The organism is Solibacillus silvestris (genome assembly GCF_051967575.1).
GTDB lineage: Bacteria > Bacillota > Bacilli > Bacillales_A > Planococcaceae > Solibacillus > Solibacillus silvestris_B.
In genome coordinates, this window is record NZ_JBQCJW010000033.1 from 1 (window position 1) to 13515 (window position 13515).

The following is a 13515-nucleotide window of genomic DNA, read 5'->3' on the forward strand; positions in this document are numbered from 1 at the left end:
ACGACTGGAGTATTTTTTTTGTCCATAGCTAAAAGCTTTTTAGAACCCCCCGCATAGCAGGGGGTTTTCGTTTTCAAAAAATACCCTTCTACTTCATTAAGTAGAAGAGTAAGTCAAGGAAAAGACGAATCCCAACTATGCCGTCTTGCTAACAACATCGTTTTGATCCCGCATTCTTAGCAAGGGGGTGCACTAATCGCAGCGTTAAACGTCCCGCTCCAAATAGGGGCATGTTTGCTTCTGCGGTAATAAGTAGCTCCCAACGATTTAATGTTCGGTCAAAAGTGTTAAGTAACAAATATAGCGACGAACATGTCAGGATTCGTGTTAAACATATACTAACATCAAATTTCTGATAATTCAATCAAAAAACATATATTACATTAAATTATTAGAATTGCACTAGTTTAATTGAAATAAATAGAAAAAATTAAGAAAGCTGCCTTAAAAGTTGTTCACTTTCAAGACAGCCGTCAATCCTAATTGCTTTCTTGTTTCGCCACGGCTACACGCAAGCTTAATTCTTCAAGCTGCGCATCGGAAACCGCTGATGGTGCATCTGTTAATAAGCAGCTGGCTGTTGCCGTTTTCGGGAATGCAATTGTATCGCGCAAGTTTGTACGCCCTGCAAGCAGCATGACTAAACGGTCAAGACCCATCGCCAAGCCACCATGTGGAGGAACACCGTAGTCAAACGCTTCTAGTAGGAAACCGAATTGGGCACGTGCCTCTTCTTCAGAGAAGCCAAGCAATTCAAACATTTTCGCTTGTAATTCCGGTTCGTAAATACGCAGTGAGCCGCCGCCTAGTTCGTAGCCGTTTAATACGATGTCATATGCTTGAGCACGAACTTCTTTAGGATTTGTGTTCATTAACTCCAAATCATCATCGAAAGGACGGGTGAACGGGTGATGGGCTGCATAATAACGACCTTCCGCTTCATCATATTCGAACAATGGCCAATCTACAATCCATAAAAATTCGAATTTCGACTCATCGATCAAACCTAATTCTTTTCCTAATTTCAAACGTAATGCACCTAACGCATCCGCAACAACGGAGGATTTATCCGCTACGAATAATAATAAGTCGCCAGCTTCCGCTTCAGTTGCAGCGATGATGCCGCTTGCCGAATCCCCTTCAAAGAACTTCGCAATCGGACCATTTAAGCCTTCTTCAGTTACTTTCAACCAAGCTAAGCCTTTTGCCCCGTAGCGACTAGCAAACTCGCCTAAAGCATCAATATCTTTACGGGAGTAATTTGCTGCTGCTTGCTTCACATTGATTGCTTTTACTTCACCGCCATTGGCAACGGCATTTGCGAATACGCCGAATGCTGAGTCTTTTACGATGCCCGAAAGCTGCTTTAGCTCTAAACCGAAACGAACGTCTGGTTTATCTGAACCGAAACGCTCCATCGCCTCTTTATAGCTCATGCGCGGGAATGGAGCAACAATGTCAATTCCTTTTACCTCTTTCATCACTTGTGTAAGCAGACGCTCGTTCATTTCGATAATTTCATCCATTGATAAAAATGATGTTTCAATATCGACCTGAGTGAACTCTGGTTGACGGTCTGCACGTAAATCTTCATCACGGAAACAACGAGCAATCTGGAAATACTTTTCAAAGCCGCCGACCATTAGCAGCTGCTTAAATAGCTGTGGTGATTGAGGCAATGCGTAAAATTCACCGTCATGTACACGGGAAGGCACTAAATAGTCGCGTGCGCCTTCTGGAGTGGATTTCGTTAAAATCGGTGTCTCCACTTCCAAAAAGCCTTCATTTTGCAGGAAGTTACGGATTGTGCGCGTTACATCCGAGCGCATTTTAAATGTGTCGTACATGACAGGACGGCGCAGATCCAAATAACGGTATTTTAAACGTAATTCTTCAGAAACTTCCACATTATTGTCAATGGCAAACGGTGGATTTTTCGCTTCGTTAATAATTGTCAGCTTCAAAGCAGCAACTTCAATTTCGCCTGTTTTCATATTTTTGTTTACTTGTGAAGCATCGCGTAAAACGACTTTCCCCACAACTTCAATCACATATTCATTGCGAATTTTTTCGGCTGTTGCCAATGCGTCTTTTGCTTGGTCGCCAAACACGACTTGTACGATGCCTTCACGGTCACGCATATCCACGAAAATCAATCCGCCTAAATCGCGGCGTTTTTGCACCCACCCTTTTAATACAACTTCCTGTCCTTCATGTGCAGCGGTTACTGAGCCGCATGCATGTGTTCTTTGTGCCATTGTCATTCCTCCTAAGCTTTTTTGTCCAATACATATTGTACGAGCTGACCAAATTCCACTTTTGCTTGGTCCCCTGTTTCCATTGTTTTTACGTTTACTGCTTGCTCTTCCAGCTCTGTCTCGCCTAGCACGATGACAAATTTCGCATTTGCGCGGTCTGCCGCTTTCATTTGCGCTTTCATTTTACGATCTAAATAATCCATATCAGCTGAAATGCCTTTAGCGCGGAATGAACTAACGAGCTCCACTGCTTTTAGTTTTGCTTCCTCACCGATCGCAACAACATACAGATCTAGACCATCCTCAATGTTTAATACCACACTTTCTGCTTCAACCGCTAAAAGAAGTCGCTCAATTGATAAAGCGAAACCAATGCCCGGCATATCCGGACCGCCGACTTCCTCTACTAAACCATTGTAGCGACCGCCGCCGCAAAGTGTCGTAATTGCCCCAAAACCTGATGAAGTCGACATAATTTCAAATGCGGTATGGTTGTAATAATCCAAGCCTCGCACTAAGTTTGGATCAACTTCATAAGAAAGGCCTAAAACATCCAAATAGCTTTTTACTTGGGCAAAATATGCCGCTGAATCTTCCGTCAAATAATCAGTTAAAGCAGGAGCTGAAGTCATTAACGGATGTTCGCGGTCTACTTTGCAATCTAAAATACGCAATGGATTTTTCTTTAGACGCTTCTGGCAATCTGAGCAAAATTCCCCGATCGATGGCTCGAAATGATTGATCAATGCTGTACGGTGTGCATCACGAGTTTCTTTATCCCCTAAAGAATTGATGACTAATTTTAAATCTTTTAATCCGACCGATGCGTACACATCCATCGCAAGCGCAATTACTTCCGCGTCAATTGCAGGGTCAGCCGAGCCGATCGCTTCCACTCCGAATTGCACGAATTGACGGTAGCGCCCTGCTTGCTGACGCTCATAGCGAAACATTGGGCCTGTATAATAGAGCTTTACAGGTTGATCAGCCTGACCGAACATTTTATGCTCGACATATGAGCGCACTGCTGATGCTGTACCTTCTGGACGCAATGTTAAAGAACGTCCACCGCGATCTTCAAATGTATACATTTCTTTTTGTACTACATCTGTCGTTTCGCCTACACTGCGCTGAAATAATTCTGTTGATTCGAATATCGGTGTACGAAGCTCTTTATAGCGATATACATGGCATAAATCACGAATCGTTTGCTCTACTTTTTGCCATTTTTCCGATTGACCCGGTAAAATGTCCTGTGTTCCTCTAGGTACTTTAAAATTCATGTAAAGCACTCCTTTCATATTTGACCAAAAGTTTCCGTATATAGAAAAATTAAAAAGCTTCCGCCCCTTGCAAATAAATGCAAGGGACGAAAGCTTATATATTCTTCCGCGGTTCCACCCTAATTGATGTATTTCTACATCCTCTCGTGCTCGGATAACGGCCGATTCCGTTTTCCCCTACTAAAAATTTTTTCGAGGAAACGCCTCTCAAGTGTTGTTCACATGCTACATGCTGCAGGAAAGATTTCAGCCGGTGTCTTTCCCTCTCTTGTCAGCCTAGGTAACCGCTACTTATTTGGTCATTGGCAATGTTGCTTTTGTTAAATTAACACTAATCTTAATGATGTCATGACAAGTTGTCAACCATTTTCAAAAAAACGCTATATTTTTTGTCATAATTACTTTTATAATGTAGAGGTATATAGTTAAAATCATGACAAATTTAAATTTTTCCGGAAAAGCATATTTCCCGCTATACTTGCTCGAAATACTGTCTTTTCCTATGCGGATTTTTTTTATCCGTCTAAAAAGGAGGCTACTATGGACAAAAATAAAATAGTAATCGGATTAACATTTTTATTATTATTCACTGTTATTTTTCCTTACAATTTACCCACCCGGCACGCATCGGCAAACGGTGAGCAATTGTATGTAAACGCTGAAATTTTATATTTACGCGAGGGCCCTGGTCTTTCATATCCGATTCTTGATACATTGAAAGAAGGAACAGAACTTATATCAATCGAAAAAGAAGGCGATTGGCACCATGTCAAAATCGGTCAGCAAAAAGGCTGGGTCGCGTCTTGGCTCGTCAAATCTGCTGAAAGTAAATCGGCCGCTAAATCTGAAAAAACGGTCATAGCCCAAGTGAATGCTCTAAATCTTCGCGCTGCACCTTCATTGTCGGCTGCTGTGCTGGCGAAAATTTCTTCCGGTACAGAAAGTGAATTTTTGCGTCAGGAGCAAGATTGGATTCAAATTCAATATGGCGAAACGACAGGCTGGGTATTTGCGGAGTATGTGACGATTAAAGAGGCGACGATATTGGAAGCTCCTTCTTCTCCCGCGGAAGAGGAAAAAAATGAAAGCCCATCTGTACAGTCTCCACAAAATGATCCAAACATATTCACAATTAATGTAAATGCCGTAAATATTCGAAAAAAAGCCGATTTAACTTCAAAGAAACTGGGGGTTGCAACGAATGGACAGCAATTTAAAGTTGTAAGCCGGAACCATAATTGGGTTGAAATCGAATACAAAAAAGGAAAAAAAGGCTGGATTTACAGCTTTTACGGAACTTTTGCTAAGCAGGAACAACATGTCGACTCCAATGAAAAGGAAGAAGAAAATAACTTTGTAACGATTATTTACAATGGGACAAATTTAAGGGAATCGGCTTCCACTTCCTCAAATGTTGTGACACGTGCAGATGCTGGCCATACATATCCAATCGTTGAAAGTGAAGATGACTGGTTTAAAATCGAATTAAATGACGGGAAAACAGCTTATGTAGCAAACTGGGTTGTAACCGAAAATAATACAGATGGGTATGCGGCACAAAACCAAGCCGATCAATTAGCTGAACGAAAGCAAGGTACGCTTAAGGGTGTGACGATTGTACTCGATGCAGGACATGGCGGAAATGATCGCGGCACTACTGGAGCCCGCGGGACAGACGAAAAAGACATTAATATAATTACAGCGGAATTGCTCCGCTCAAAACTTCAAGCTGCCGGAGCGAATGTTGTAATGACACGTGAATCCGATATATTCGTCGACTTGCGAAAGCGTGTCGCTATTTCCCATCAGGCCAATGCGGATGCGTTCATCAGTATTCACTACGATGCACTAGAGGACAGCTCTGTTCATGGGTTTACGACATATTATACAAATGGCTATCAGCAAGAACTAGCCGAATATGTACATGCAGGGCTTGCAGCTAAAATCAGCTTAAAAGACCGCGGTGCACGCTTCGGGGATTATTTGGTGCTGCGCGAAAACCGTCAAAATGCTATTTTACTTGAGCTCGGTTATTTAAGTAACCCTGCTGAGGAACGTGCGATAACGACAGATTACTATCGAGAACAAGCAACCCTCGGAATTTATCAAGGGCTATTAAATTATTTCGATGCACAACTTGAACAGTAAAAGCATTTTGGCAAAAGGCAGTGAGAAAAAGTCGATTTGACTGTCCTCACTGCCTTTTACTTTACTCCTGGATTATTTGATATAAATAAAACATTTCATCTTTATTCAAAATTTGCGGCACGGGGTACAACGGATTGGCCTCCTGCAAAGCGCGTTCCACCATTAACGGCACGTCCCGGTTAACGATCCCTTTAATTTTTGAAGGTATGCTCATTTTTTTATTAAGCTCCTCAATTGCCTCGATAAATAACTCTGCCTTTTTTTCGTCGCTGTCTGTAATCTTCCCGATTCCGACTAAATTTGCAAGCTCTGCCAATGGCTTTGCCGCACTTTTTCCGTAAAAGCGAAGCACATGCGGTAATATGACGGCATTTGCCAAGCCATGCGGAACTTGATAAAAACCGCCAAGTGTATGTGCAATTGCATGAACATAGCCAACATATGCGCGTGTAAACGCCAATCCAGCTAAATATGCCGCACGTTGCATTTCGGTGCGCGCTTTCATGTCAGAGCCATCTTCATATGCACGGGCCAAGTATTTAAAAATTATTATAACAGCCTCACGGGCATATTTTCTCGTTTCCTCGGTATTGCTTTTTCCAATATATGCTTCCACTGCATGTGTCAACGCGTCCATGCCTGTCGTTGATGTAATATGTCGCGGCAGATTAACGGTTAATAGCGGGTCGAGCACTGCATAATGCGGCACGAGCACAGAGTCCATCATGGCAAACTTCTCATGTGTCTCACTGTTTGATACAACTGCTGCAATCGTCCCTTCACTTCCTGTACCAGCTGTTGTCGGGACTGCGAAGAGCGGCGGAACTTCTTTGCGTATTTTGAAAATGCCTTTAAGCTGGGCAAGCGATTTCTCTGGACGCGCGATACGTGCTGCCACAGCTTTTGCACAGTCAATTGGCGATCCCCCGCCAAAAGCGATAATTCCCTCACAATTATATGCATGATAAAGCTCCAACGCTTCGGCAATATTCGTAAAAGTCGGATTCGGTACAGTTTTGCTGTAAACAACGAATGTAATATCCAACTGTTGCAATCCTTCCAATAAGGGAGCCGTTAGTTGAAGCTTATTAATCCCTTCATCGGTAATGATCAATAGTTTATTTAAATTCAAGCTCTTTACAAGCCCAGGCAATTTTAATAAACTATTCTCCCCTTGCAATAATTCAGGTTGTCTCCAATTCATCAGCTTCATACCTACGCGCATGGAACTTTGAAATGTTCTGCAATAAGCTGTATACATCGTAACACTCCATTTCTCTCTAATTATCTTCTCTACAATTAAATATTCCGCATGCCGATTGCTAATTCCTTGTTATTGCTCGATAAGTTTTCCAGGACGGCAATACTAAAGCATATAAGGATTTATCCTTCTGTATATATTTAAAAGAAATCTCTAATTTAGCGCATAATTAAGTTAAGTTGTTTTTTTTGGCCGAACCGCATAGCTACAATAAAAGCACGCAACGTACAATGCAGCTTTATTTTCTTCTTTGCTAACATCCCCATCATTCAAAGTGGTTCGCAATGCCAGTATCTGTAGTTTCCTATACAACAAAAAAACGAACCCGTTTTGGATTCGTCCACATTATTCATTGGCAAAAAACACTTTATCCGCAAATGGTATTGGCTGCACCTGGAAATCGGCCTCACTCATCGCAATGACTGATACATCCAATGAAAGATCACATATCCGTTCAGTAAATTCTTGCTCAATAAGCTCATGGAAATCAGTAAATTGATTATCCGTTATAATCATCAAATCACGCTGATTGCTAATTTTATCTTGTTCAAATATTTCAAACCCCATCTTCAATGCCGGGACAAGTTGCGCTTCCCCTTTTAAGTGGTTTTGCAAAAATTTATCAAACATAGCTACATGTAGTGTGCCATTTTTGAAAAGGAAAGGCTTTTCGGCTTTGTCACTAAAAGGTATGATGATCAAATCACGCTTTTGCACCGCGCATAAGTTAAACAACGGGAATATCGTCCCTTTGCAAAACGCTTCAAACTCATGCATCGAATCAGATTGCTGTACGATAACAACCATCGGGGAAAATAAATTTTCAAGCTCCTCAAAAGGTATATGCAATACATTGTCAGAAACGACTGTCCGATTTTTCAGAAGCTGCTTTTGCCGTTCCTGAGGAAATAGAAAATCTTTATGCTGGATTTTTGGCATCGTCGCCTCTACTTCGACAATCACTTCTTCAAGAGCGATGGAAATTTCAATCATTTCCTTAAATAACCGGTGTTGCTTGAATTGGCCCAAAAACTGTTGCTGCTCCGTTTCCTTCAACGCCTGAAACGATGTATTACGATATAAAAAATGAAGAATTTCATCTGTAAAAAAAGTCTTGTATTCATTAGTCATGCGAAACCCCTCCATCTGTTTTCAAATCAATATCGCTAGTATAGCGAAAATCAAAATTAAAAAGTAGTAATTTAAACTGAATATGTAGAACAAATTTGTGGCAACCATTCGTTTAGCAGCATTTAGGCATGAAAAAGCGGCACCCAAAACCCGGATGCCGCACCATACGTGAAAGTATGCAATTATAGTTTTTGAGTTAAGCCATGCAAAGTGTCTTTCAAATCCCGGTCATGGTTTGATAGCTCAATTAAGTTTGCTAGGCGTTCATGCAAAATCGGGCGCTCGATTACTAATTGCTCATCTAAAACTTGTACTAATAACTCAAGAAGCATACGATTTTGAACGATTAACGCTTCTTCCACACGCTCTTGGTTAATTGTATATTCTTTCACTTTCTTTGCCATTTAAAAACAGCCTCCCTTTTGTTTATACAACGTTATTTTAGCACACGACCATTTATTTTTGTGAAATTATTTCAAATTCATCGAGGCTTTCGTATATTTTTATGCAAATTACTCATTCAAATTTTTTGAGGCGCGAAACGATTCTCAAACAAAATATTCATTTTCAACATTATACATATGCTATAATTATTTATACCTATTTTTGAATATGTATTTCTATTTAATGAGTACCGCCTTTATGAAAGGAAGATTTATTTGCTGCCAAAGATTTCTCAAGTGGATTATGAAATTCGTTTAGTGACACATTTGCTCTCTATCCGATTTTTGCGCCCATTTAACGGAAAATTAGCGACATCTCGTGCCATTTCAGATGATACGTATGGCTTTGAAACAGAAGATAGCTTATGCAGGGAATGGCTATTGTCCATATATAATAGTTATTCATTTTACGAAGGTTTTGAGACATTGGAAAGTTGTTTATCCTATATTCATTCAACGAACTATGATAATGATATATACCGAATTGTCAAATTCTCCGATCAATATTATGCGGTCGTTTACGAAAATTCGCAACATCAGCAAGTAATCGGGAAGGAAGTCTCATACTTTACAAGAAACAATCTATTTTTAAGCGCGAAACGTCCCCCATCAAACTTAATGATAAAAGATCGCCATAAATTACCGCCTATTCCACTCATTTATTATGAATTGAATGCATTTGACCCTGCACTAACAATTTATAAGTTAGTAAAAAAAAATTCCATTGATTATATGGAATTGCCGGTGGAAGAGGCAATCGAATATGCCGTTTTGCTCGGTGTATCCTTTAAGGATATTTGGTATAAATGCGATTCACCACATGCCATTGCACATAATCGGGCCATCTTGAATTTATATTTCGCGAAAGGTCATAATTTAACATTGTTCGGAAAATATTCGAAAGCTATCGCGATCAATCCTTTTCAGCGTCTCGTCTATTTGCAGAAGGGACGGATTGAGCCATTTCAAATGGATGTGGAAGATATTCGCGCACAGCAGCGGTTATTGCCTTACCGGGAAGTGCGGCGCTTTCACGAAAATATTCGTACACGCCCTGTAAACTTCAGCATAAACGACAGCGATTCATAATGTTCTGACGTTGATGCTGCAAAATTTACTCAATAAAAAAGATGTGTTGATTAATAAAATTTTCAACACATCTTTTTACATTCAGCTTTCGATTTTCTTTACTTTTTCAATTATTTTTTCATAGATCGGAATCATATGCTGCTCTGTGCATTTTCGGGCGATTTCGCTGATTGGAATCCAGCCGACCGCGCTATTCTCATCGAGTTTCGCTTTCAATGATGCATCGTTCGCAACTTCAAACAAATACGTCACATTAAAATGTAAATGTGCTGCTACATATTTCCCGTTTTTCATATGGCCAATCACCGGTAAAATGTCAACGGATGCAATATCCTCGTGTATCGCCTTCACTTCTGTAAGACCCGCTTCTTCCAGCAGCTCTTTTTTCGCTACTTCGAACAAATTCGGATTGCCGTCCGCGTGCCCGCCTGTCCAGCTCCACGAGTTGTATATATTATGATAGACCATTAATATATGTGTGCGACCAGGATTCAATGCAAAAGCCGAAGCGGTGAAATGCACTACTTCATTGTTCCGTGTCAGAACATCTGATAATGTCGCCATTGCACGTAAAATGATATCTTTGTCTTTTGCTTCTTGTTCATTATATGGTACGTATAATTTAATTTGGTCATGTAAATTCATCGTAATCCTCCCTATAATTATCCCTTTTCTCTATTGCAAGTATTGAAACTGTAAAAATATAGTGAAAGTCGTGTCCGAAAATCGAAGTCAGAACACGTCCTTTACAATGAGGACAACAGAAATCTATTCCGACTAACATAAAATCGATAGTTGGAGAGGGTGTGCAAAAAGCGGAAAACCTTTTTGCATATCCCCGTCATCCGGGCAAATTTACGCAATCAGCATTTTTGCGATTTTTGAAATTGTTGCCCCATCTGCCTTGCCATCCAATAAAGGCTTCGCGATTTTCATAGCGTCTCCCATATTCATGCCTGATGTAATTCCAGCTGCTTTCAGCTCTGCAATAATCTCTTCTTCCGTTAATTGTTTCGGCAAAAACGATTTTAAAATAACTAATTTAGCTTCCTCTTTTTCGATTAAATCGCTTCGTTCCGCTTGCTTTGCGCCTTCCAGCGATTGATTTGTTTGTTTAATTTCACGATTGATGACTGCAGTTTCTTCCTGCGGCGTCAATTCTGCGCCTTTTTCCTTTTCGGCAGAATCAAGTGCCGACTTTACTAGCGTCAATACCCCTTTTGCCAATGCGTCTTTATTTTTCATCGCTTGTTTTAATTGTTCAAATACGGTTGTTTTTAACATAGTCCAAACTCCTTTATATTGAATAAGCTTTGTTATTCAAGTTTCCCCTATTGTACCATGTATACAAACAATGCATGAATTATTTAGTCACGAATTGCTGTAAAAACGCTTCGACTTTTTCTGTTCGACCTTGTGTTAATTTCGCGATTTTTGATTCTCCATAGGGAACGATTAAATAATTTTTATAATCATTTTTGAATATTGTATACTTTTGATTTTCCACATTGACTATATAAAGTGGCTTAGAAAAGTTATTCACCACTTCCTGTGATTCCCAGCTTACATCTTTAATAAGTTCGAGCCACTGTGCCACGTCCGAACCCGCCACGTCAATAGATTGTATTGCATCTGTATGTGCAGCTGGCAACATCACTTCCAATCCTTCACTTAAAGCATTGGCATAGCTGGAAGAGTCATTTCGATACGTCCCGCTAATTGAAACTTTCACATAATCCCCTACCGCTACGGGAATTTCATCGATATTTACGATCCATGCTTTGATTTTGCCGTCTTCAGGGCGAAACTTTTCCTCATCGGATATATATTGAAGTTCCTCACGCGTCATATTTTGAATGAAAAACAGCATATTTCCTTCAATCGCTGCAATGACACCCGACTTCGGCACGCCGATTGAATGATTGGACGCTGTTTCATGTCTTTTCTGCAATGCGAAATATTCTTCTTCAAAATGCTCCAATAAATATTTATGCGCTAACTGATACGTATAGCCAGTCGCAAATTCAGAAAGCATTCGAGGATTTTGTTCTAACCAGATCGCATTTAATTTATCCAAATATATTGTATGTCTGATTAATTGCGGTTGCACATATTTTTCATATTGAGCTATGGACAAATTCGCCAATGACAGCAATTGCTGCCTCACTTCCTCATTCACTACATTATCTGAAAGCTTTTTTTGTTTCTCGTACTCCGCTTCGGAAATTTGAAGGTGATGGCTTTCGGCCAATTGCTCCACCCCGATAATTTCCGCATAATATGAAAATGCCGCATCTTTTTCAGACTGGCTCACTTCAAGATCAGGTGTGAACATCTTTTGTCGTCCGATGAAATAATCATATAAATAATCATTATTGAACAGACTGTCTGCCTGCCTATCATCCGCCTGATTTGGAAGGAGCCACAGTGTAAAGCCAATGAAGCATAAAACCATCACAAATGCCGGTATAATAAAGATTTCTCTCCCTTTTCTTCTGCGCTTTTTATATAAAACGGCATTTTTTACAGCACTTTCGCTGGCGGACATATCACCTGCAACATCGATTAATGCCTTTTTGAGTTCATTCATGACGAAGCACCTCCCATTCTTCTTCAAGTACAGGCCGCAACTGTTCACGCCCACGCTTTAGTCTCGTCTTTACTGTGTTTTCGTTTATCTGCAAAATATGCGCGACTTGTATAACTGACATTTCTTCATAGTAGTACAATATAATCGGCTCCCGATATTTTAAAGGCAGTTTTAAAATCGCCGCCCCAATGTTTGAACGTTCCTCCTGTTGTACGATATGGTCACGGTCCGTCGTTTTCATCCACCATTTCGATTCAAATTGCATTTTCCGATATGCCCAGCTTTTCAAATAGTCTTTGCTGCGATTTACCGTCATTTTCGCCAAATAAGCACGAAGTTGACCGCGTTCCGAATAGTTTGACTGGATAAACTTAATAAATACATCTTGCACAATATCCTCTGCAGCATAACGATTTTTCGTATAAAAATAGGCGATTCGCAATAAATGCGTACTGTATTCATCTACAATTTGTTCGATTTCACTATTCATATTACGCCTGCCCCCTTTCCTACATTGTAAACGATTGCCAAATAGAGCGCGTTTCAAAATTAAAAAATAATCTTCGCATACAGCTACCTTTAAAGCTCCTTTTTCCCACTAAAAAAAGTATAAGAAGTTTCCTCCCTATACTTTGAATAATCAGTTATTCAATTCATAATGTTTTCCTTTTACAAGATAGAATAAATGTTCGGCGATGTTTGTCGCATGGTCTGCCGAACGCTCAATACAACGGCAGACGAAGGATAGGTTCGTGACCTGGGCCACTTGCTCATTTGATACCGTTAGCTTCATTAAATTGCTGATTGTATTTCCTGTTAGCTCATCGACCACATCATCCATCTTGGCAATCTCTTTTGCCTTTGTAGTGTTTTCCTCCAAAAATGCATCAACAATTTGACGCAGCATCGAAATCGTTTTATGGAACATTTCTTCAATTGGCTCAATGCTCGTCACGAAAGGCTCTTTGCCAATGCGAATCGTTTCCTTTGCGATGTTTACTGCATGGTCGCCAATGCGCTCCATATCTGTTGCAGCTTTAATGACGACGATTAACCGCCGCAAATCGGTCGCAACAGGCTGCTGTTTTGCGATGAGTAAAATGACACGATCATTAATCGTTTCCTCTAAGCGATTAATTTTCAAATCGGTTCCGATTACTTGGAGTGCCAAATCGATATCCTTTTTAGTAAAAGCTTTAAATGCCAGCTGCAAAGAGTCGATGCTTAAGTCGCAAAGCTCCATTAGATCCTGCTGTACTGCAATTAAATCATGCTCAAAACGTTCACGAATCATATTAGCCATTTTTTGCTC

Annotated in this window: 12 protein-coding genes, 1 other RNA gene and 1 other annotated feature; of the genes, 2 read left to right on the forward strand and 11 right to left on the reverse strand. The window is 40.3% G+C overall.

Going from position 1 to position 13515, the window contains the following annotated elements; genetic code table 11:
* Nucleotides 1–124 precede the first annotated feature (124 nt).
* The 3 genes from ssrS to hisS form a co-directional block, all read right to left on the reverse strand.
* Nucleotides 125–325: non-coding RNA, 6S RNA (gene ssrS / locus ACTHOQ_RS15650), on the reverse strand.
* A gap of 154 nt (nt 326–479) precedes the next feature.
* Entirely contained in the window at nt 480–2258 is a 1779-nt protein-coding gene (gene aspS / locus ACTHOQ_RS15655; RefSeq protein ID WP_440497080.1) for an aspartate--tRNA ligase, read from the reverse strand.
* An 11-nt stretch (nt 2259–2269) separates the two neighbouring features.
* Nucleotides 2270–3541 (reverse strand): histidine--tRNA ligase, encoded by a 1272-nt coding sequence (hisS, locus tag ACTHOQ_RS15660; RefSeq protein WP_440497081.1) that lies wholly within the window; start codon nt 3539–3541, stop codon nt 2270–2272.
* 79 nt (nt 3542–3620) lie between these two features.
* Nucleotides 3621–3853 (reverse strand) — a binding site (T-box leader).
* 228 nt (nt 3854–4081) lie between these two features.
* On the opposite strand from hisS, the gene ACTHOQ_RS15665 reads away from it, so the two are divergent.
* Entirely contained in the window at nt 4082–5689 is a 1608-nt protein-coding gene (locus ACTHOQ_RS15665; RefSeq protein WP_440497082.1) for an N-acetylmuramoyl-L-alanine amidase family protein, read from the forward strand.
* 61 nt (nt 5690–5750) lie between these two features.
* On the opposite strand, the gene ACTHOQ_RS15670 is transcribed toward ACTHOQ_RS15665, so the two are convergent.
* The 3 genes from ACTHOQ_RS15670 to ACTHOQ_RS15680 form a co-directional block, all read right to left on the reverse strand.
* Entirely contained in the window at nt 5751–6950 is a 1200-nt protein-coding gene (locus ACTHOQ_RS15670) for an iron-containing alcohol dehydrogenase (protein ID WP_440497083.1), read from the reverse strand.
* A gap of 345 nt (nt 6951–7295) precedes the next feature.
* The gene (locus ACTHOQ_RS15675) at nt 7296–8081 is read right to left on the reverse strand and encodes a vWA domain-containing protein (RefSeq protein WP_440497084.1); all 786 of its coding nucleotides are present in this window, start codon (nt 8079–8081) and stop codon (nt 7296–7298) included.
* A gap of 182 nt (nt 8082–8263) precedes the next feature.
* On the reverse strand, nt 8264–8485 hold the full coding sequence (locus tag ACTHOQ_RS15680; RefSeq protein ID WP_440497085.1) for a phosphate-starvation-inducible protein PsiE: 222 nt from the start codon (nt 8483–8485) through the stop codon (nt 8264–8266).
* A 255-nt stretch (nt 8486–8740) separates the two neighbouring features.
* Between ACTHOQ_RS15680 and ACTHOQ_RS15685 the strand changes: the two genes are divergently transcribed.
* On the forward strand, nt 8741–9613 hold the full coding sequence (locus tag ACTHOQ_RS15685; RefSeq protein WP_440497086.1) for a hypothetical protein: 873 nt from the start codon (nt 8741–8743) through the stop codon (nt 9611–9613).
* 81 nt (nt 9614–9694) lie between these two features.
* On the opposite strand, the gene ACTHOQ_RS15690 is transcribed toward ACTHOQ_RS15685, so the two are convergent.
* The 5 genes from ACTHOQ_RS15690 to phoU form a co-directional block, all read right to left on the reverse strand.
* Complete coding sequence (locus ACTHOQ_RS15690) at nt 9695–10258, reverse strand: NUDIX hydrolase (protein WP_440497087.1); 564 nt, start codon at nt 10256–10258, stop codon at nt 9695–9697.
* A 210-nt stretch (nt 10259–10468) separates the two neighbouring features.
* The gene (locus ACTHOQ_RS15695) at nt 10469–10897 is read right to left on the reverse strand and encodes a GatB/YqeY domain-containing protein (RefSeq protein WP_440497088.1); all 429 of its coding nucleotides are present in this window, start codon (nt 10895–10897) and stop codon (nt 10469–10471) included.
* 79 nt (nt 10898–10976) lie between these two features.
* On the reverse strand, nt 10977–12203 hold the full coding sequence (locus tag ACTHOQ_RS15700) for a hypothetical protein (RefSeq protein WP_440497089.1): 1227 nt from the start codon (nt 12201–12203) through the stop codon (nt 10977–10979).
* Nucleotides 12196–12693, reverse strand: a complete 498-nt coding sequence (locus tag ACTHOQ_RS15705; RefSeq protein ID WP_440497090.1) for a sigma-70 family RNA polymerase sigma factor — start codon at nt 12691–12693, stop codon at nt 12196–12198. The genes ACTHOQ_RS15700 and ACTHOQ_RS15705 overlap by 8 nt, the downstream gene beginning before the upstream one ends.
* 150 nt (nt 12694–12843) lie before the next feature.
* Entirely contained in the window at nt 12844–13497 is a 654-nt protein-coding gene (gene phoU, locus ACTHOQ_RS15710; RefSeq protein ID WP_440497117.1) for a phosphate signaling complex protein PhoU, read from the reverse strand.
* Nucleotides 13498–13515 lie beyond the last annotated feature (18 nt).

Excerpts from the sequence above, each read along its gene's own strand:
- aspS (WP_440497080.1), bottom strand. The coding sequence starts at position 2,258 with ATGGCACAAAGAACACATGCATGCGGCTCAGTAACCGCTGCACATGAA.
- hisS (WP_440497081.1), bottom strand. The coding sequence starts at position 3,541 with ATGAATTTTAAAGTACCTAGAGGAACACAGGACATTTTACCGGGTCAA.
- ACTHOQ_RS15665 (WP_440497082.1), top strand. The coding sequence starts at position 4,082 with ATGGACAAAAATAAAATAGTAATCGGATTAACATTTTTATTATTATTC.
- ACTHOQ_RS15670 (WP_440497083.1), bottom strand. The coding sequence starts at position 6,950 with ATGTATACAGCTTATTGCAGAACATTTCAAAGTTCCATGCGCGTAGGT.
- ACTHOQ_RS15675 (WP_440497084.1), bottom strand. The coding sequence starts at position 8,081 with ATGACTAATGAATACAAGACTTTTTTTACAGATGAAATTCTTCATTTT.
- ACTHOQ_RS15680 (WP_440497085.1), bottom strand. The coding sequence starts at position 8,485 with ATGGCAAAGAAAGTGAAAGAATATACAATTAACCAAGAGCGTGTGGAA.
- ACTHOQ_RS15690 (WP_440497087.1), bottom strand. The coding sequence starts at position 10,258 with ATGAATTTACATGACCAAATTAAATTATACGTACCATATAATGAACAA.
- ACTHOQ_RS15695 (WP_440497088.1), bottom strand. The coding sequence starts at position 10,897 with ATGTTAAAAACAACCGTATTTGAACAATTAAAACAAGCGATGAAAAAT.
- ACTHOQ_RS15700 (WP_440497089.1), bottom strand. The coding sequence starts at position 12,203 with ATGAATGAACTCAAAAAGGCATTAATCGATGTTGCAGGTGATATGTCC.
- ACTHOQ_RS15705 (WP_440497090.1), bottom strand. The coding sequence starts at position 12,693 with ATGAATAGTGAAATCGAACAAATTGTAGATGAATACAGTACGCATTTA.
- phoU (WP_440497117.1), bottom strand. The coding sequence starts at position 13,497 with ATGATTCGTGAACGTTTTGAGCATGATTTAATTGCAGTACAGCAGGAT.